The organism is Micromonospora sp. WMMA1976, from assembly GCF_027497335.1.
GTDB lineage: Bacteria > Actinomycetota > Actinomycetes > Mycobacteriales > Micromonosporaceae > Micromonospora > Micromonospora aurantiaca.
Genome location: NZ_CP114912.1, coordinates 2,279,943 through 2,297,767, shown reverse-complemented (window position 1 = coordinate 2,297,767; position 17,825 = coordinate 2,279,943). Strand labels below are relative to the sequence as shown.

Below are 17,825 nucleotides of genomic sequence, written 5' to 3'. Positions count from 1 at the left end.
TCGTCGCCGTGGCGGCGCTCGCCGCCGGTGTGCAGTCCTACTTTGCCCGTCCGCCGCGACCGCCACCACCGAATTCGGGCCGGCTCAGCGCACGGGCGCGGCCGTATTCGGCCAGGGCGTGGAAGGCGGCCTTGGGCGTCCACGAGCCGTCCGGCAGCACGCGCACGATCCCGCGTGACGCCAGGTCGTAGTCGTGTTCGGGGTCGCCGGTGGTCGGCAGGTGCCGGTTCGCGAACGTGTACACGAACGCCGCCTCCGCGCCGCCGGCCTCGTAGTCGCGCAGCAGGTCGACGAGGTAGCGTGCCTGGCCTTCCTCGTCGCGCTCCAGTTCCGCGGTGAGCTTCGCCGCACGGCCGTGCTCGTCGTATGCCACCGGCTCCGTCGCGCCCGCGACATCGGCCGCGCCGCGGAACGTGCAGCAGCCGAACTCGGTCGCCGCGTACGGCTTGCCCTGCCCCACGGCCGCCGCCAGGGACTGCGGGAACGCCGCGGAGTTGGTCGAGTCGCGGTAGCCGGCGTCGCTGGCGACGATGTCGAAGGCCGTCCAGTCGACGTCCTCGAGCGGGATCGAGGCGTACCCGACGGGGCCGCCGAAGCGCTCCCGCACCGCGGGTACCGCTTCGGCGAGGAAGTCGCGCACCGCGGCCCGCGCGGCCGGGACCGCCTCCCGCATCCGCATCGGGTCGGTGAACACCGCCATCCGCTCGGTCAGGTCACGGCCGGGCAGGAAACCGTCGGTGAACAGGGAGATCTCGGAACCGGTGAGGTAGACGACCGGGGTGCCGTCACGCCGAAGCCGCTCGGCCCGCTCGGCGCCGTCGAGCAGGAACGCCATGAGGCCGTCGCGGTCCAGGCCGTTGGTGAACGGGCAGTACCACACCTCGAGCCCCGCCTCGGCCGCCAGCCGCGCGGTCAGCTCCAGCCGGTCCTGCACGCCGCCGGTCACGCGGACCGCGTCGCAGCGCAGCTCGTCGCGGATGACGCGCAGGTCGCTGCGCACGACGTCGGGGTCGAACGGTTCGTGGGTGGTGGATCCGGCGCTGACGAAGCCGGTGTCGTAGTTCATGCCGAAGACGCGCATCGAGAACTCCACTCTTAGGGTACGAGCCGTACCCTATAAGGTACGGCGCGTACCCTGCAAGGCATGAGGAGGCGACGGGGCGAAGAACTGGAACAGGCGATCCTGCGGGCCGCGGCGGAGGAACTACGCGAGTCCGGATACGCGGGGATGACGATGGACCGGGTGGCCGCCCGCGCCGGGACCAACAAGAACGCCATCTACCGCCGATGGCCGCACCGGGCGGCGCTGGGCGTCGCGGCGTACCGCCACCTGTCCGACGCCGCCATGCCGAACCCGGACACGGGCACGCTGCGAGGCGACGCGCTCGAGATGCTCCGGCTGGCAAACGAGACGTGGTCGTCGCCGCACGGGGCCGTCCTGCGCGGCCTGCTCGCCGCCGCGGCCGACGACCCGGAGTTGCTCACCCTCATGCGCGAACGGTCCGGCGCCGACACCATGGACCGCGCGTGGATCGGGATGCTGGAACGGGCCGCGGCCAGGGGCGAAGCGCCGGCGGCAGCAGTCCGTCACCGGGTGGCGACGGTACCGATGATGTTGCTGCGCGCCGAGTACGCGATGCGCGGCGTCCCCTCCGTCCCCGACGAGGTGCTGGTCGAGATCGTGGACGAGGTGTTTCTGCCCCTGGTACGCGGTCACGGCTGACGCCACCGTTCATCGGCGCGCCGCGCGGCGCCGGATCCGCCAGACCCGCAGCACCACGACGACGCCGATCACGGCCAGCAGGGCCCACTCCCCGATGCCCAGTTCCCGCTCCAGATAGCGGTACGCGGCGGCGCCCAGGTAGCCCAGCAGCGCCACGGCCGTCGCCCACACCAGCCCGCCGGCCAGGTTCGCCCGGAGGAACACCGGCCACCGCATCCCACCGGTGCCGGCGATCAGGGGGACCACGGCGCGCAGCACCGCCACCCAGCGTCCGATGAGCACCGCCCACGCCCCCCGCCGGGCGACCAGGCGGCGGGCCCGCGCGATGTCGAGGCGCCGGCGCAGCACCCGCGGAGCGCGGGCGAGCACACCCGGGCCGTACCGGCGGCCGAGGGCGTACCCGGCCTGGTCACCGAGGCAGGCCCCGGCCGCCCCGGCGGCCACCACCGCCCACAACGGCAGCGCGCCGCCGTGGGCCACCAGCCCGCCGATCAGGATCGCTGTCTCACCCGGTACGACGAGCCCGAGCAGCGTCGAGGACTCCAGCGCCGGCAGGACGAACACCAGCGTCAGGACGAGGACCGGCGGCAGCCCGACGAGCGTCTCCACCACCGTGTCCACCACCAGCCGATTGTCGCCCTCGACGGGTTGACCGGTGGCGAACGAGACCATCCCGGTGCCACCGGTCCTCGCGGTGGCCGGCGCCGGTACGCGGGGCGGCCTCAGCCGGGGGCGCCGGCCCGGATGTCGTCGACGAGTTCCCGTACGGCCTCCCGGTACTCCGGCTCGGTGTGATAGTGCCAGTGGCGTTCGACGGGCGGCGGCACGGTGTCCGGCGCCTCCACGACGACGCTGCGGGGGTCCCGCAGCCGGACGTCGACCGCCCCGGCGGCCGGGGGCAGGTGGGCCCGCAGACCCGGGTCGGCGAAGATCGGGCCGCCGATCGGATCGGTGTCGCGCCACAGGTTGCGCCAGCGCCAGCCGATCCGGTCGCCGACGTCGCGCAGCGCCTGCTCACCGAGATACGCCGGGTAGAGGCGGGCGTAGATGCGGTGCAGCGGACTGCCGTGGGTCAGCAACGCGACGTGGGGCAGGGCCTCCGGCGGCAGTTGCAGGACGGTGGCGGCGGCCAGGACGGAGCCGTGGCTGTGTCCGGAGATCACCACCGGGCCCTGCGCGGCGAGCGCGGTGACCCGCCGGGCCAGCTCCGGTACGGCGCGGGCGGCGTAGCACGGCGGCGCGAACGGGTGCACCGTACGCGGCCAGAACGTGCCCAGGTCCCACAGCACGCCGACGAGCCGGCGGGTCTCCGGCGACCGGTACGCCCGGTAGCCCAGGATCAGCAGCCCGATGACGAGCAGACTGATGGCCCAGATGCCGACGTCCGTCACGTACGCGGTCAGCACGGCGAGCGTGTCGTGCCGGCGGCCGAGGCGGGCGACGAGCTGGGTGGGGCCGATCCCGATCAGGTCGAGCGCGACGGTGGCGAGCCCGACCGACGAGATCACGAAGAACGCCACGAATGTCGGCCCGAGCTCGTCGGTCACGAAGGACCGGGCGATCGTCGAGCGGACCGCGTCGAGTCGTGGCGTCGCCTCGGCGGGCGCGTCGGGATAGTCGTGCTCGACCACGCGTCGCGCGTACGCCCGCCGCCGGCGCCGGGCCACCGGCAGGGTGACGGCGATCGCCGCGCTGACGACCAGCAGAGCGGCGAGCCCGGCCAGCGCCGCCCACCAGTACCCGACGGGTGGTTCCAGCGGTCCCAGGGCGGGCGGGTTGTTCCGGATCGGGTCGGGGATGCGGCCCCGGTCGAGCTGGTCCGCCGTCCGGAACACGAGCGTGGCCGTGTAGGCGGAGGCGACGGTGACCGACATGGCCGCGACCAGCGGTGTGCCGAGCCCGCGGAGCAGGGCGCGGGAACCGGCCGGCCGGGCACGCCGGCGCGCGAGCGTCACCGCGGCGATCAGGACCAGCATCAGCCCCTGCGCCGCGACCAGACCGGCGACGGCACCCTCGTAGCCGGGCATCTGCCCGGCCGGCACGGGAACCTCCCGCCGGGACACGGCGTACCCCAGGCTCGAGACCGTGGCCACCAAGACCAGGCTCCAGACCACGCGGCGCAACGGCCCGGCCCACCCGGCGGGGACGGTCACTGTCAGCAGCACGGCGCAGAGGACCACGAGCCCGGCGGGGAGGCCGAGCAGCCCGAGGGCGACGGCGCTCCACCGGCCGTGCGACACCGCGACGACGAGGCTGACGCCGACGGTGCCGGCGCCGAGACCCACGTGGATCTGGCGCAGCCACGAGGTCATCTGCTCGTCGTGCCAGACCCCGGGGGCGGCGAGACTCCCGGTCGACTCCAGGAGCCGCCCGCGCGGCGGCGCCGATCCGAAGCCCTCGAAAGCGGCGGCCGACCGCTTCCCGACGGCCCAGAACACCCGCAGCGCCAGCAGCGGGACCAGTGCCAGCACGGCCAGGCGCGGGCCGATCGGCAACGCCACCAGCCACGACAGGTACGGCCTACCCTCCCGGCACTCGGCGTACGGGACGCACTGCCAGCCGGTCAGGTTCATGGTGACCCCGACCAGCGCCAGCGTGAACGCCACGGTCAGCGATCCGGCCAGCAGGCGGCACAGTCCGCCGAGCAGGCCGTAGCGGTCCACCGGGGTGGAACGCATCCACACCGCCAGGTTGCTCAGCATGAACGGCAGCAGCACCAGCATCGACGCCGTACGCACCGCCACCCCGGCGGTCAGCGTCCCCCAGCGGTACGCCTCCACCACCACCCCGGCTGTCGCGCCGCCCGCCGAGCCGAGCCCTTCCCGGACCCGGTAGAACCCGGCGTGCCCGTCGCCGGCCACGCGTACCACGATGGGATGGTCGACGATCGTCTCCGCCGACGCGCCGGACACCCCGTGGACGCGCAGCTCGACGCCTCTGTCGCCGCCCGGTGTCTCCACGATCGAAGCGTCACAAAGACGGCCCGTCCCGCGCTGCCGAACGCGGAACACCGCGGACCTCACGCCCTGCGGGCAGCCGGATCGTCAGCACCAGGTCAGCGTCGAGTTGACGCGCGTGACGTTGCTGATCGTGTTGTTCGCGCCGCCGCACGGGTTCTGGGTGATGTTGGTGTTGGTGACAGTCAGGTTCTGGAAGCGGATGCCGGAGGAGATCGGGAACTCGGTCCGCGAGGCGATGCGCACCTCGCCGCCGCCGGTCACCGTGCCGGACACCCCGGCGATGGTGACGTTGTAGCAGTTCTCCAGGAGGATCGAGTTGTTGCCGGTGTTCGAGATCGTCACCCGGTCGATGACCGCGCCGCCGGACTCCGACACGCAGAAGATCCCCCGGCCGCCACCGGACGCGATCACCGTGCCGACCCGGATGTTGGTCGGGTACGAGCTGCCGATGCGGCCGTTGCGGTTGGCCATCCGGAACGCCGCGTACCCGGTCCCGGTGCCGGCGCCCTGCGCGTCGACCGTGCCCACCGTGGCGTTGATCGTGTCGTTGAGCAGCAGGCCGGAGTAGCCGGTGTTGCGCGCGGTGACGGTGCCGATGGTCAGGCCGTCCACGCCGTACGTCTCCACGCCGTGCGCGCCCGTCCCCGACACGTACACGCTGTCGATGCGCACGTTGCGCACCTTGACCGCCCGGTCGCCGCCGTGGTTGTCGATCCGCACCCCCAGGCCGCCGGACAGCCGCATGTCGATCTGGCCGAGCGTCAGGTTGTTCACGTTGCGCATGAAGATCCCGTACAGCGGAGCGCCGGTGAGGGTGAGGTGCTGCACCTCGACGTCGGTGGTCCCGCGCGAGTAGACGGGCGCGTAGTCACCCGACCCCGAGCCGGTCACGTTTATCGTGCCGCAGACCGCGAGCGTCGTGTACGACGGCAGCGACAGCCGCGAGCCCGCGCTCATCGAGCCGGAGCCGCGCACCACCACCCGCTGCTTGGCGGTCCGGCCGGCCGGCAGCGAGTTCACCGCGGCCTGCATCGCGGCGAGCATGTCCCCGCCCGAGTACACGGTCGACGATCCGTTGCGGGCCGTCCAGGTGCCACCGTTCAGCACCGCCTCGGCCTGGTAGGAGCCGCTGCCGCACCCGGTGGACGGCGGCGGCGTGGTCGGCGTGCCGCCGGTGCCCACCCGGACCATCTGCCACTGCTGGTTGGTGCCGTTGAGATCGGCGTACTGGCTGATCCGGGCGCCGTCGGCGGTCGACCGTTCCCAGACCTCCAGGGCCTTCCCGGAGTGCCTGTTGATCAGCCGGATGTAGCCGCCGTCCGAGTCGAGGACCTGGAACTGCTGGTTGGTGCCGTTGAGGTCGGGCCACTGCCGGTACTCCGCGCCGTCCGCGACGTTCCACTCCCACAGGTCCACCACCTTGCCGCTGTGGCGGGCCCGCAGGCGGTAGTAGCCGCTGCCGGAGGAGACGAACTGGAACTGCTGCCACTCGCCGTCGTTGCGGGACCACTGCTGGATCGCCGCGCCGTCGGCGGTCGAGGTGTCCCGCACGTCGAGGGCCTTGCCGCTGTTGCGGTTGACCAGCACGTACCAGGCGCTGGTGTCGATGGTGGCCGCCTGCGCCGACGGCGCGGCCACGACGGCGACGCCGACCGCGGCGGCCAGCGCCGCCACCAGGGCCAGCGCCAGACCGGCCCGGCGGCGTGCGGGCGACGACGTCACTGCGGGGTTGAACATCGTTCGACCTCCGGGAAGGGGGTACGCCGGGTGCGGCGCAGCGGTTGTCGGGCGCCTACTCCAGGTGGAAGGTGGCCGCGGCCCGGTCCGCGTCGGCGGCCACCGTTTCGAGCTGGAGCAGGCCGTCCCGGTGGCGGACGTACCGGCCTGGGTAGTTCTGCGATTCGAGGGAGAGCCCGTCGGCCGCGGCCAGGCCGGAGCGGCGCTGGAAGCTCGCGTCGTTGTCGAACAGGGCCGAGCCGTCGTCGCGTTCCACGTAGAGCGCGAAGGCCCGGTGCCGCAGGTAGTAGCCGGGGAAGTTCGTCGACTCCAGCGACACCGATCCGGCGCCGGCGAGGCCGGGCACGATGCGGAACTGCGAGTCGGCGAGGTTCGTGACGTTCGGTTCGACGCGGGCCCGGTAGTCGTAGTGCCGGACGTAGGCGGCCGGGAGGTCGTGCGAGCGCAACCGGACCGGGGTGGCCCCGTCGGGTACCGGGATGCCGAGGTTCGGGGTGCCGTCGGCGTTCCAGTACAGCTTCTGGATCCGGGTCCGCCGGTTCGGGTCGTTGAGCGGGTCACCGCTGATGTCCCGGTAGTTGCGGTCGTGGTAGACCAGGATGTCGCTCTGCCCGTCCTCGGAGACGGTGAAGGAGTTGTGGCCGGGGCCGTACTGGCCGGTGGCGGCGTTGCTCGCGAACACCGGTGTCGGGCTCTTGCTCCAGGAGGCGGGGTCGAGCAGGTTCGCGCCGGCCGACGCGGTGAGCATGCCGAGGCAGTAGTTCGCGTCGGTGGCGCTGGCCGAGTACGTGAGGAAGACCCGGCCGTTGCGCTGGATCACCGTCGGCCCTTCGGCGACGCGGTAACCGCGGGTCTCCCAGTCGTACGTGGGCACGACCAGCCGGGCCACCGGGCCGGTGATCTGCCACGGTTCGGCGCCCGTCCGGGCGAGGTAGACGTTGGAGTTGGTGGCGATGCCCGGTTCCTGCTGGGCCCAGGTCAGGTACCGCACCCCGTTCACCACGAACGTCGAGGCGTCCAGGCTGAACGTGTCCCACGGCGTGGTGATCCGGCCGCGTTCGGTCCACGAGCCGGTCAGCGGGTTCGCGCTCGCGTTCTCCAGCACGTACATCCGGATCCGCCACACGTCGTCGGTCCGCCCGGCGGCGAAGTAGACGTACCACCTGCCGTTGATGAAGTGGATCTCCGGAGCCCAGATGTGGGCGCCCATCTCGCCGCTGGTGTGCCGGCGCCAGATCGTCGTCTCGGTGGCGGTGGCGAGCCCTTGCAGGGTGGTGGCCCGCCGGAGCACGATCCGGTCGTACTGCGGCACCGTCGCGGTCATGTAGTAGTAGCCGTCGGTGTGCCGGACGATGTGCGGGTCGGCCCGCTGGCTCACCAGCGGGTTGGTGTAGCTCACCGCGGGCGCCGCCTGCGCGGGGCCGGGCACGGCGAGGCCGGCCGAGGTGGTGAGCAGCGCGAGCGCCGCGGCCAGGACCGGGCGGAGAAGGTGCCGAGGCGACATACGCGCCCTCCCAGGTCGGCGGGTTCGTCGGTCCGTGCCGGGGCGCCGGCCGGGTCAGTACACATAGGGCCAGGCGGCGGCGTCGTAGCCGATGCGGTTGACACCGAGCAGCGACGCGCCGTCGTCGGCGTAGTAGTGGTAGAAGAGGACGTCGCCGTCGGTGTCGGCGAGGACCGCCTGGTGGCCGGGGCCGTGCACGCTGCCGTGCGAGGCGAGGATCTGCGTGCCGCCCCCGGCGAGCATGTCCCGGCCGGTGCGGTCCACGAACGGCCCGGTGGGGCTCGCCGAACGACCGACCATGATCCGGTACGTGCTGGCGGCGCCCTGGCAGCAACGGTCGAACGAGACGTACAGGTAGTACCAGGAGCCGCGCTTGACCAGGACGGGCGCCTCGATGCCGGGGCCGTAGTTCGCGAGCGCGTACACGGCGGTGCCGAGCCGGCGTCCGGTGGCCGGGTCGATCGGGATCATCTTGATGCCGGACCAGAACGAGCCGAAGGTGAGCCACCAGCGGCCCTGGTCGTCGACGATGAGGTTCGGGTCGATGGCGTTGAAGTCGTCGGTGGTCCGCGACTCGACGACCAGCCCTTCGTGGGTCCAGCTCCCGGCATTGCCGGTAGTGCTGGTCGCGAGGAAGATCGCCGAGCGGTTGGAACCGAACGTCGACGCCGAGTAGTACAGGTGGTAACGCCCGTTGCGGTACGACAGGTCGGGCGCCCACAGGTTGCGCGCTCCCCCGGTGTACGTGGTGGTCCACGGCGCGCCACCGGGGAAGACGGCGCCCGCGTTGCGGAAGGCGATCCGGTCGGCGGAGGTCTTCAGCGCGATGCCGTCACCGGTGTGCGCGACGAGGTAGGTGCCGTCGGGTCGCTTGACCACCGTCGTATCGTGGACGCCGATGTCCCCGGTCACCCGGCCGGGCTGCGGGTAGGCGGGCGCCGGGCTGGTCGGTGCCGGGGTCGTGGGCGCCGGTGTGGTGGGCGTGCCGCCGCCCAGCCGGATCAGCTGCCACTGCTGGTTGACGCCGTCCAGATCGGTGTAGCCGGCCAGCCGCCCACCGTCGGCGGTGGACCACTGCCACACGTCGACGACCTTGCCCCACTGCCGGTTCACGAACCGCACGAACCCGCCCGCGGAATCCTGCAACCGGAACTGCTGGGTGGCCGACGACCGGTCGGTGCTCTGCACGAGCTGGGTGCCGTCGCCGCCGCTCGGCAACTCCAGCACCTTCCCGCTGTGCCGGGACCGCACCTTGTAGAACCCGCCGCCGGCGTCCACGAACTGCCACTGCTGCACGGCGAGGTCGTTGCGCGTCCACTGGTTCACCGGGGCGTTCTCCGCCGTCGACCAGTCGTACAGGTCCATCGCCTTGCCGCTGTGCCGGTTCACTACGACGTACGACGCGGACGTGTCCACTGTCGCCGCCGACGCCGGGGGTATCCCGGCCACCACTCCCGCGGCGAGGACGGCCGCGACCACGACCGTGGCCGTACGCGTCGTCCGAGCGGTCCCTGTCACCGAAACCTCCTGCGCTCGGCCGCCTCCGGCCGGCTGCGGCGGCTCGCCTCGCCCGTGACGCTCATGGCAACGGCATTACCGCCGGGTTACGGCAATGTTCTCGTTAACATAGACGAGTGTCAAGGTGACGGGCATCGATCGCCCTCCGACGGGCGCCTCCGGCCGCTACCGCGGTTCGGTCGAGGCCGGGTCGGCGGTCGCGTCGACGATGGAGACGGGTGTGCCCAGCTCCACCGTCCGGGACACGGTGCAGAGCCGGTCGTGCGACTGCCGCAGCGAGCGGGGCAGCACCTCGCGGGCCCGGTCGCCGTCCGCGCCGTCCGGGAACGTCACCGCGAACGTGACGGTGAGATTCTCCATCCGGTTCCCGGCCTCCGGGTCGCGGATCTTGTCGCCGCTCACCGTGACGGCGAACCGGGTCGGCTCGGCGCGACGGCTCGTCACGTGGTCGACGTCCACAGCGGTGCAGCCGCCGAGGGCCGCCAGCAGCAGCTCCACGGGCGTGAAGGTCGCGTCCTCCCCCGTACCCATCGACAGCTCGCCGCCACGGGCGTTGCGCGCCACGTATCTGCCCACGCTTGTGCGCTCGATCTCCACCGACCGGAAGGTGTCGTCGCTCATGCGACGAACCTACCGAAAGCGTTCCGCGAACGTGCGGTACACCGGTGTGCCCGGCAGCCCGTCACGCACGGCGAACACCACGAGGTCGAACCGGCCGACCGCCAGGAGTGCGTCGGCGAACGCGCCGGCCACCGTCGCCGGGTCGTTCCGGAACACCCCGCAACCCCAGGCGCCCAGCACCACCGTGCGATGCCCGTGCGCGGCAGCGACCTCCAGCACGCGGCGGGCCCGCCGGGCCAGCACCGCCGGCACGTCCGCGGCGTGCTCCGGCTGGTTGCGTACGATCGCGCCCAGGTTCGGCGCCGCCGCGGTCAGGAAGGACGTGGTGTACGGCCGGTCGAGCAGGTTTCCCTTGTCGTCGCGGAACACCGGCACGCCCGGGGAGTAGACGACCCGGTCGCTGTAGCGCAGATCCCGCTGGCCGCGGTGGAAGGCGTAGAAGCCGGGCGCTGCGAGCAGACACGGGTACAGCGCGGACGAACGGGCGATGCTCTCCTCCTGCGCCTTCGCCCCGCCCAGGAACCCGCCACCCGGGTTCTTCGCCGACGCGAACACCAGACACGCCGCGCCGGGCCCGAGCCGGCGGGCCGCCTGCAACGTCGACTCGTGCGTCACCTCCACGTCACCGGCGCCGGGCTTCGCGCCGTCGAGGTGGAGGACGTCGTCCGGCAGGTGCTCACGGGTGCCGTCGACCGCGGCGCGTACCACGGTTTCGATCGCGACGTCCTCGCCGGCATCGTTGCGGTAGCGTCCCGCTTCGGCGATCGCTACCGTCTGCCGGGCGATCTCGCGGAGACGGCTGCTCATCCGGCACACCCGTCGATGTCGTTCATGATCGGCAATCTAGGCAGCCCTCGGCACGCCGGGCAACCGATTAGCAGTCGCCGGAACGGACCCGTCGATCCCGTGGCGGGCCGCCGCGGTCATCGGGGCGGGTCGCGCCACCCGTCCCGCACAGGGCATAGTGGCCCGCGGCTCCATCGACCGATGTTGCCTGCTCTCCGCGAAGGTGGTGGGAAGTGACGACGCGCGCACGTGTCCGACGGGCCCGGGCGGCCGTACTGGCCATGCTGGCCGGAGGGACGCTCGCGGTGGCGGCGGCACCGGCGACGGCCGCACCGGAGACGGTGAGCATCCTGAGCGTCTCGGCGGAGAACGTGAAACCCCGCGAGACGGTACGCGTGCAGTTCCGCGTCACCAACGACGGCCGGCGGGCCGAGACGGCCATCGTGGTGGTGGGCGGCGGCCTGCGGTGCACCACCGGCTGCCGGGTGGAGCCGAATCTCGGCCCCGGCCAGAGCCGGACCTTCGACGCGACAGTCGTCGCCCCGGATGCGCGCCCGGGCGAGACCACCGGCCTCAACATCTCGATCGGCGTGCGGCTCGCCGGGCAGAACAGCTACGCCTACAAGATGGTCTACGTCCACGGACCGGGTGCCTCGCTTACCGGCGGGGCCGCACCGGCGGCCGGGGTGAGCGGGGTCTCCGGCCGGGTCCTCGACGCCGACGGAAAGGCGATCGGCGGCGCGGACCTGACCATCCGGGACAGCGCCGGTCACGAGTACCGGACGACCAGCAACCGCAGCGGCCAGTTCTCGATCACCGCCAGGGCCGGCCGGACGATCGCGGAGGGATCCATCACGGTCCGCGCCTCCGTGGACGGCTACCGCACCGCCCGCGCGACCGTACGGGGCAGGGCCGGTGACGTCGCCACCGTACGCCTGACCCTTGCCGCGGTGGCCACGCCGGCCACTGCGTCGCCGTCGCCCGCCGAGGAGGCGAGCCCTCCCGCCGCGGCGGCCGGCGACGACCTTCCCGCGGCTGCGCCGCCCACGCTCAAGGCCACCGGTGAGGAGAGCGGCAGTACGTCGATGTTCCTCCTGGGCGGCCTGCTGGTCGCCGCGGGCCTGGGCGCGCTCGCACTGGTGCTGGTGCGGCGCAGGAGCGCACCGGGCACGGTGGCCGAGGCGGCGACTCCCCCGGCGACCCGGCTGCCGGCCGGCGGGAACCTGGCCGACGCGCCGACCGCGATCCTGCACCTCGGGCCTTCCGGCGGTGGGCCGGAGAACGCGCTCCACGATCCGGCGCTCACGCACCGGCACCGAGCTGCCACACCCGGAGGTTCCTGATCCGCGAGGCCCTACTCGTAGTGCCCGGCGATCGCGTCCGGGGCAGGCGCACCGTGAATCGGGCTCCCCGCCCCGGACGGCCCTCGGCCTCGATCGTGCCGTGGTGGCTCGTGACGACCTCCTGGAGCAACGCCAGACCCAGGCCGAAACGCCGGTCCCCGGCGCCCGCACCCCTGTGGAACCGGTCGAAGATCCGCCGGGCGTCGGCTTGGTCGAACCCCCTGCCGGTGTCGGCGATGACGAACTCGGCGGCGTCGCCGGCGGCCCGCAGCGTCACGTCGATCCGGCCGCCCGCCGGCGTGTGGGCCAGCGCGTTCGCGAGCAGTTCGCCGACGACCCGGCGCAGGGCCGACTCGACGCCCGGCACCGGCAGCGGGTCGCCGGGGGTGTCCAGGGTGAGGGTGACCCGGTGCTCGGCGGCGCGGTCGCCCTCGGCGGCGACCGTCGTCCCGACCAGCGAGGTGAGGTCGACCGGCGGATCCGGTTCCCGGTCGGCGGGAGCGGCGGCGAGCCGGGCCGAGAGCAGCAGGTCGTCGACGATCTCGCCGAGCCGGCGGGTGGTGCGGACGAGGCGTTCCAGGTCGTCCAGGTTCCGGGCGGTGCCGTCGTGGCGCGCCCGCCGCGCGAGCAGTTGGGCGCGGGTGTGCACCTGGGCGATCGGGGTTCGCAGTTCGTGGCTGGCGTCGGCGACGAAGCGCCGCTGCCGGGTCAGCGCCTCCGCGAGTGGCGCGACGGCCCGGCGGCCGACGAGCACACCGGTCAGCATGGCGGCGAGCAGCCCGGCCACCGCCGCGAGGCTGAACGCGAGCAGGAGGTGCCGGCGGTCGGACAGCTGGAACCGGGCGTCGAACACCGCCTGGACGACGGTGTCGCCGCGGGCCTCGGTGCGCACGTGGTAGGTCGTGCCGTTGCGCGCGACGGTGATGATCTCGGTGGCCCGGGTGGCCGCCACGGTGTCCAGCGCGTCGCGCAACGGGAAGCCGGGTGGTGGCGGGTTCGCGCCGGTGCGCACGGTGGCGCCGTCGTACTGGAAGATCCAGCTGCAGGCGGGCGGCCCGGCGATCGTGCCGTGTTCGGTGCCCCACGTCAGCTCGCGCTGGATCTGCGCCTCCTGGCCGCGGACCAGGACCGCGTAGGAGATACCGCCGGCCAGCAGCAGCAGGGCCCCGATGGTCAGCCCGACGAACAGGCCGATCCGCAGCCGGGTCCGCCGGACGATCACCCGCTCGGACGCCTCCATCAGAGCGTCCCGAGGCGGTAGCCGAGGCCGTGCACGGTGCGGACCACGGCACGGCCGAGCTTTCGCCGGAGGTAGTAGACGTAGGTGTCCACTATCGACGCCGCCGCGGCCTCCTCGAAGACCTTGCGGCGCAGCACCGCGCGGGGATGGACGGCGTTCGGCCGGACCGCCAGCACCCGCAGCAGCTCGAACTCGCGGGTGGACAGCGCCACCCGGGTGCCGTCGGCCAGCACCGCTTCGCGTGGTGCCAGGTCGAGCCGCCCGGCGCCGATGCGCAGCACATCGGTCGGCTCGGGCGTGCGCCGGCACAGCGCCCGGACCCGCGCGCTCAGCTCGTCGAGGTCGAAGGGTTTGACCAGGTAGTCGTCGGCGCCCGCGTCCAGCCCGGCGATGCGGTCGTCCACCGCGCCGAGCGCGGTGAGCATCAGGGTCCGGGACGGGACCGCCCGGGCGCGCAGCCGGGTGACCAGGTCGAGGCCGTCGAGCGCCGGCAGCATCCGGTCGATGACCATCACGTCGTACGACCGGGTCAGCCCGAGATGCAGGCCGCGCTGGCCGTCGAAGGCCCGGTCGACCAGGTAGCCTTCCTGACCCAGCGCCTCGGTGAGCATCTCGGTCAGGTCCGCGTCGTCCTCGACCAGCAGCAGCCGGTTCGATCTTCCGCCCCGCATATGTTAACGATCTCATAGATAGCGGCCGATGGAAGCACCGGTATTTGCCTCTTCAACTATCTGAAACCGCGAGCGCCGGCGTGTGGACGGTTTCCGGCTGCCGGGCCTCGCGGCGCTCGATCCAGCTCAGCACCGGCGTCGTCATCAGCGTGGTGACCAGCGCGACCAGTACCAGCACGGTGAACAGGGCCGGGTTGACGATGCCCGCCTCCAGCCCGACGTTCAGCGCGATGAGCTGCATCAGGCCCCGGGCGTTCATCAGCGCGCCGACCCGCAGCGCTACACCCGGCGGCTCGCCACGGAGCCGGGCCGCCGCCCAGCAGGCGCCGAACTTGCCGGCGATCGCCGCCGTCACGCAGGCGAGCGCGAACAACAGCACCGGCAGGGAGCCGAGCAGGCCGAACTCGGTCCGCAGCCCCGAGTAGGTGAAGAACAGCGGCAGGAAGAGCGTCGCGGCGACCGGGGTGAGCGTGTCCACCACCCGGTCGGTGTTGTCGGTCCGGGGCATCACCACGCCGACCGCGAACGCGCCGAAGACCGCGTACAGGCCGATCTCGTCGGTGTACCAGGCGACCAGGAAGAGCAGGGCGACGGTGCCGAGCAGCCGGGCGCGGTCGCTGAGGGCCCGGTGGGTCATCAGCGTGGAGGCCGCCGCCCGCCCGCCGAACCAGAGCACCAGTCCGAACAGGACCGCTCCGCCCGCGGTGACGAGCGCGGGACCGGCCCGGCCGGACGCGAAGGCCAGGACGGCAGCCAGCATGATCCAGGCCACCACGTCGTCGATCGCGCCGCTGGCCAGGGAGAGGGTGCCGTGCCGGGTGCCGGCGTGCCCGTGTTCGGTGATGATCCGGGCCAGCATCGGGAACGCGGTGATGGCCAGGGCGACGCCGACGAACGCGGCCGAGACCCCGAGTGCCGTCCCGTCGGCCTGGATCGGCACGGCGCCCGCCGTGACCAGGACCAGCAGCACCCCCAGCAGGAGCGGTGCGGTGACCCCGGCCAGGGAGATCACCCCGGCGGTGCCGGCGAGCCCGGTGACCCGGTGGGCACTGAACGCGTACCCGGCCTGGAACATGAACAGCACCAGGCCGACCTGACCCACGACGTAGAGGACCGGCAGCAGCGGGGCCGGGAACAGGGCGTCCTGCACGTCCGGCAGGAGGAGCCCGAGCAACGACGGGCCGAGCAGCACGCCGGCGAGCATCTCGCTCACCACGGCGGGCTGACCCGCCTTGCCGAGCAGCCACGCGACCCCCTTGCAGAAGATCAGGATCACGGTGACCGCGATGAAGAACCGTGGCGCCAGCTCCGTTGGTGTCATCGGACAGCCCTCTCGAAGTAGTCGGTGCACAACCGCTGCCGGCGGGCGTCGAGCACCATCCAGGTGCCGAAAACCAACTGCCGGACGCTGCGGCCCACGTCGGCCCACCGGTCCCGCGACCGCATCGCGGCCAGCCGCAGCCGCCCTGGGACGGGGGACCCGGCCGGCGTCAGGTACGCCGGACCCCGGCTGGGCAGCGAGCGGGTGTGTGACGCGGAGGACGTCAGGACGTACCGGCGCAGCACCTCACGGGTCGCGGCGCGCATCATCACCGGCGCGACGCCGCGGGCCGGGCAGGCGCGGTTCGCGGTGACCCCGTACGGGATGAAGTGCGCGTCGCCGCGCTTGAGCGTCAGCCACCGGTCCGGGTCGAACCGGTCGTCGCCGGCGGCTCCGCCGCGGTGGAACGCCAGATAGTTGAAGAGCAGTACGGTTCCGGCGGGCAGGGACACGCCGGTGGGCAGCGTGATCGGCGCGGACGTGATCCGGTGCGCCACGCCGAAGAGCGGATGCACCCGCAGCGTCTCGTCGATCACCCGGTCCAGCGCCTCGTCGTCGTCGAGTCCGCGCTGCAGGGAGGGATGAGTGGCGAGGGCGAGCAGCACGTGCGCCATCGCCTCGGACATCTGCACGACGGCGGTGTTGAAGAAGGCACCCTGGAGATACCAGGCCGTCTCCCGGCTGGTGAACGGCGGCGGCAGCGTCACCGGGCAGGTCCCCGCCTCGATCCGGTCGTGCAGATACCGGGTCAGCCGATCACGCCGCCGCATGTGCCGCAGGCCGGTGCACTTCAGCCCGTTCACCACGTCCTCGGCGTTTGCGACGATCAGCGCCCGCGCGTCCGCCGGGCACGCCTCACCGAAGACGAGTTCGTAGTAGACCTCGGCCCAGACCGGCATCATGAGGTCGCGCAGCCGGACGTGGCTGGTCCGGCCGGCGGGCAGCCGGTCGAGCGCGCGCCCGGTGGCGGCGGTCGCCAGGTCGTCGCAGCGCCCGCGGCGTACCGCGAGCACCCGCCGGGTGGTGGCGGCCACGGTCCGGTACCGCTCGCCCGGCTCCAGGTGCTCCTGGTGCATGTGCGGTCCGGGCGCCAGCCAGTACCAGAACAGGTCGGACAACCCGGCTCCCCGGCTGCGCCCGTCCGCCGCCGGATCGGCGTACACCCGCTCGAAGTGCTCCATGCCGACAGTGGGGCCGGGCACCGGTACGCCCTCGACGCCGTTGACGGTGACGAACACCCACTCCCGCAGCCGGACCACCGTGCGGGGCAGCCAGTACGGCAGGGTCCACGCCACGCCGACCCCCGCCAGGACGATCAGGGCGCTCATCCGCACGCCACCGTGGCGACCAGATCGGCGCTCAGGTCGGCCGGACCGGCGGCGCCGACCAGCGCCAGCGCCCGGTCGAGGTCGGCGTGCAGCAGGTCGAGCACGTGGCGTACCCCGGCGGCGCCGCCCACCGCGAGCCCCCACAGCACCGGGCGGCCGACCAGCACCGCGCTCGCGCCGAGCGCCAGCGCCACCAGGACGTCGGTTCCCCGGCGGATGCCGCCGTCGAGCAGCACGGGCAGCCGCCCGCCGGCGGCCTCCACCACGGCGGGCAACGCGTCCAGGGTGGCGAGCGCGCCGTCGAGCTGCCGGCCGCCGTGGTTGGAGACCAGCAGACCGTCGAGCCCGTACGAGACGGCAAGCGCCGCGTCAGCCGGATGCAGCACCCCCTTCAGCAGGATCGGCAGCGTGGTCACCTCGCGCAGCCAGGCGATCCGGTCCCAGTCCAGCCCGGCGTCCATCCCGATGTCGCGTACCCGGCCGCTCGCGTCGCGCATGTTCTCGCAGGCCATCCCCGGCGGCAGGTCGGCGAAGCCGTGCCGCAGGTCGCGTTCCCGCCGGCCGAACACCGGCGAGTCGACGGTGACGACGAGGGCCGAGCAGCCGGCCGCCTCGGCCCGCCGTACCACGAGCGCGGTGAAGTCGAGGTCCGCCTGCGGGTAGAGCTGGAACCAGAGCGGGCCGCCTTCGGCGGCGACCTCCTCGACCCGCCGGGTGGCCGCCATGCTGACCACCATGATCGTGCCCGCCTCGGCGGCGGCGCGGGCGGTGGCCACCTCGCCCTCGGGGTGGGCCAGCCGGTGGAACGCGGTCGGCGCGATCAGCAACGGCATCGAGATCCGGGTGCCGAGCAGCGAGATCCGCAGGTCGCGCCGTCCGGCGCCGCGCAGGACGCGGGGCACCACGTACCGCCTGGTGAAGGCCGCCTCGTTGGCGCGGACCGTGCGCTCCTCGCCCGCTCCACCGGAGAAGAAGTCCCAGTGCACCGGGTCCAGACGGCCCCGCGCGTCGGTGGCCAGCTCGGTCAGGTTCAGCGCCGCGCCGTCCAGCGCGGCGCCCGCGAGCGGGCGCAT

15 protein-coding genes are annotated in these 17,825 nt (G+C 73.1%); 2 read left to right on the top strand and 13 right to left on the bottom strand.

What is annotated here, in order from left to right:
- Positions 1 to 37: 37 nt before the first annotated feature.
- Positions 38 to 1,093 carry a hypothetical protein gene (locus O7546_RS10710; protein WP_281600850.1) on the bottom strand — a complete coding sequence of 352 codons (1,056 nt, stop codon included), beginning with the start codon at positions 1,091 to 1,093 and terminating at the stop codon, positions 38 to 40.
- Between the two features lie 51 nt (positions 1,094 to 1,144).
- On the opposite strand from O7546_RS10710, the gene O7546_RS10705 reads away from it, so the two are divergent.
- Positions 1,145 to 1,723 carry a TetR/AcrR family transcriptional regulator gene (locus O7546_RS10705; RefSeq protein ID WP_194799910.1) on the top strand — a complete coding sequence of 193 codons (579 nt, stop codon included), beginning with the start codon at positions 1,145 to 1,147 and terminating at the stop codon, positions 1,721 to 1,723.
- A gap of 9 nt (positions 1,724 to 1,732) precedes the next feature.
- Here the strand turns inward: O7546_RS10705 and O7546_RS10700 are convergent, their stop codons facing one another.
- From O7546_RS10700 to O7546_RS10670, 7 genes are all read right to left on the bottom strand, one after another.
- Positions 1,733 to 2,395 carry a DedA family protein gene (locus tag O7546_RS10700; protein WP_281600849.1) on the bottom strand — a complete coding sequence of 221 codons (663 nt, stop codon included), beginning with the start codon at positions 2,393 to 2,395 and terminating at the stop codon, positions 1,733 to 1,735.
- Positions 2,396 to 2,445: 50 nt separating this feature from the next.
- On the bottom strand, positions 2,446 to 4,683 hold the full coding sequence (locus O7546_RS10695) for a hypothetical protein (protein ID WP_269696679.1): 2,238 nt from the start codon (positions 4,681 to 4,683) through the stop codon (positions 2,446 to 2,448).
- An 84-nt stretch (positions 4,684 to 4,767) separates the two neighbouring features.
- On the bottom strand, positions 4,768 to 6,420 hold the full coding sequence (locus O7546_RS10690; protein ID WP_194799908.1) for an RICIN domain-containing protein: 1,653 nt from the start codon (positions 6,418 to 6,420) through the stop codon (positions 4,768 to 4,770).
- Positions 6,421 to 6,475: 55 nt separating this feature from the next.
- Complete coding sequence (locus O7546_RS10685) at positions 6,476 to 7,924, bottom strand: family 43 glycosylhydrolase (RefSeq protein ID WP_281600848.1); 1,449 nt, start codon at positions 7,922 to 7,924, stop codon at positions 6,476 to 6,478.
- A gap of 54 nt (positions 7,925 to 7,978) precedes the next feature.
- Positions 7,979 to 9,442, bottom strand: a complete 1,464-nt coding sequence (locus O7546_RS10680) for a family 43 glycosylhydrolase (protein ID WP_194799906.1) — start codon at positions 9,440 to 9,442, stop codon at positions 7,979 to 7,981.
- Between the two features lie 165 nt (positions 9,443 to 9,607).
- Positions 9,608 to 10,063 carry an OsmC family protein gene (locus O7546_RS10675; protein ID WP_194799905.1) on the bottom strand — a complete coding sequence of 152 codons (456 nt, stop codon included), beginning with the start codon at positions 10,061 to 10,063 and terminating at the stop codon, positions 9,608 to 9,610.
- Positions 10,064 to 10,072: 9 nt separating this feature from the next.
- Entirely contained in the window at positions 10,073 to 10,870 is a 798-nt protein-coding gene (locus tag O7546_RS10670) for a TIGR02452 family protein (protein ID WP_194799904.1), read from the bottom strand.
- A gap of 212 nt (positions 10,871 to 11,082) precedes the next feature.
- Between O7546_RS10670 and O7546_RS10665 the strand changes: the two genes are divergently transcribed.
- On the top strand, positions 11,083 to 12,192 hold the full coding sequence (locus tag O7546_RS10665) for a carboxypeptidase-like regulatory domain-containing protein (RefSeq protein WP_194799903.1): 1,110 nt from the start codon (positions 11,083 to 11,085) through the stop codon (positions 12,190 to 12,192).
- On the opposite strand, the gene O7546_RS10660 is transcribed toward O7546_RS10665, so the two are convergent.
- The 5 genes from O7546_RS10660 to O7546_RS10640 are packed head-to-tail and all read right to left on the bottom strand — an operon-like array spanning position 12,152 to position 17,825.
- Positions 12,152 to 13,432 carry a HAMP domain-containing sensor histidine kinase gene (locus O7546_RS10660; protein ID WP_281600847.1) on the bottom strand — a complete coding sequence of 427 codons (1,281 nt, stop codon included), beginning with the start codon at positions 13,430 to 13,432 and terminating at the stop codon, positions 12,152 to 12,154. The genes O7546_RS10665 and O7546_RS10660 overlap by 41 nt on opposite strands.
- Positions 13,432 to 14,103: a response regulator transcription factor gene (locus O7546_RS10655; RefSeq protein ID WP_194799901.1), complete on the bottom strand. Its 672-nt coding sequence runs from the start codon at positions 14,101 to 14,103 to the stop codon at positions 13,432 to 13,434. Before O7546_RS10655 ends, O7546_RS10660 begins: the two co-directional genes overlap by 1 nt.
- A 52-nt stretch (positions 14,104 to 14,155) precedes the next feature.
- A complete protein-coding gene (locus O7546_RS10650) occupies positions 14,156 to 15,424 on the bottom strand; it encodes a cation:proton antiporter (protein ID WP_194799900.1) in 1,269 nt (422 codons plus the stop codon).
- Positions 15,421 to 16,752, bottom strand: coding sequence for a cytochrome P450 (locus O7546_RS10645; RefSeq protein WP_194799899.1), 1,332 nt, complete (start codon positions 16,750 to 16,752; stop codon positions 15,421 to 15,423). Before O7546_RS10645 ends, O7546_RS10650 begins: the two co-directional genes overlap by 4 nt.
- On the bottom strand, positions 16,749 to 17,825 hold the full coding sequence (locus O7546_RS10640) for an alpha-hydroxy acid oxidase (protein WP_194799898.1): 1,077 nt from the start codon (positions 17,823 to 17,825) through the stop codon (positions 16,749 to 16,751). The genes O7546_RS10645 and O7546_RS10640 overlap by 4 nt, the downstream gene beginning before the upstream one ends.

What these genes read in the sequence shown, in the direction of transcription:
- O7546_RS10670 (WP_194799904.1), bottom strand. Translation starts at nt 10,870, where the DNA reads ATGAGCAGCCGTCTCCGCGAGATCGCCCGGCAGACGGTAGCGATCGCC.
- O7546_RS10690 (WP_194799908.1), bottom strand. Translation starts at nt 6,420, where the DNA reads ATGTTCAACCCCGCAGTGACGTCGTCGCCCGCACGCCGCCGGGCCGGT.
- O7546_RS10650 (WP_194799900.1), bottom strand. Translation starts at nt 15,424, where the DNA reads ATGACACCAACGGAGCTGGCGCCACGGTTCTTCATCGCGGTCACCGTG.
- O7546_RS10705 (WP_194799910.1), top strand. Translation starts at nt 1,145, where the DNA reads ATGAGGAGGCGACGGGGCGAAGAACTGGAACAGGCGATCCTGCGGGCC.
- O7546_RS10700 (WP_281600849.1), bottom strand. Translation starts at nt 2,395, where the DNA reads ATGGTCTCGTTCGCCACCGGTCAACCCGTCGAGGGCGACAATCGGCTG.
- O7546_RS10645 (WP_194799899.1), bottom strand. Translation starts at nt 16,752, where the DNA reads ATGAGCGCCCTGATCGTCCTGGCGGGGGTCGGCGTGGCGTGGACCCTG.
- O7546_RS10675 (WP_194799905.1), bottom strand. Translation starts at nt 10,063, where the DNA reads ATGAGCGACGACACCTTCCGGTCGGTGGAGATCGAGCGCACAAGCGTG.
- O7546_RS10640 (WP_194799898.1), bottom strand. Translation starts at nt 17,825, where the DNA reads ATGCGCCCGCTCGCGGGCGCCGCGCTGGACGGCGCGGCGCTGAACCTG.
- O7546_RS10655 (WP_194799901.1), bottom strand. Translation starts at nt 14,103, where the DNA reads ATGCGGGGCGGAAGATCGAACCGGCTGCTGCTGGTCGAGGACGACGCG.
- O7546_RS10660 (WP_281600847.1), bottom strand. Translation starts at nt 13,432, where the DNA reads ATGGAGGCGTCCGAGCGGGTGATCGTCCGGCGGACCCGGCTGCGGATC.
- O7546_RS10685 (WP_281600848.1), bottom strand. Translation starts at nt 7,924, where the DNA reads ATGTCGCCTCGGCACCTTCTCCGCCCGGTCCTGGCCGCGGCGCTCGCG.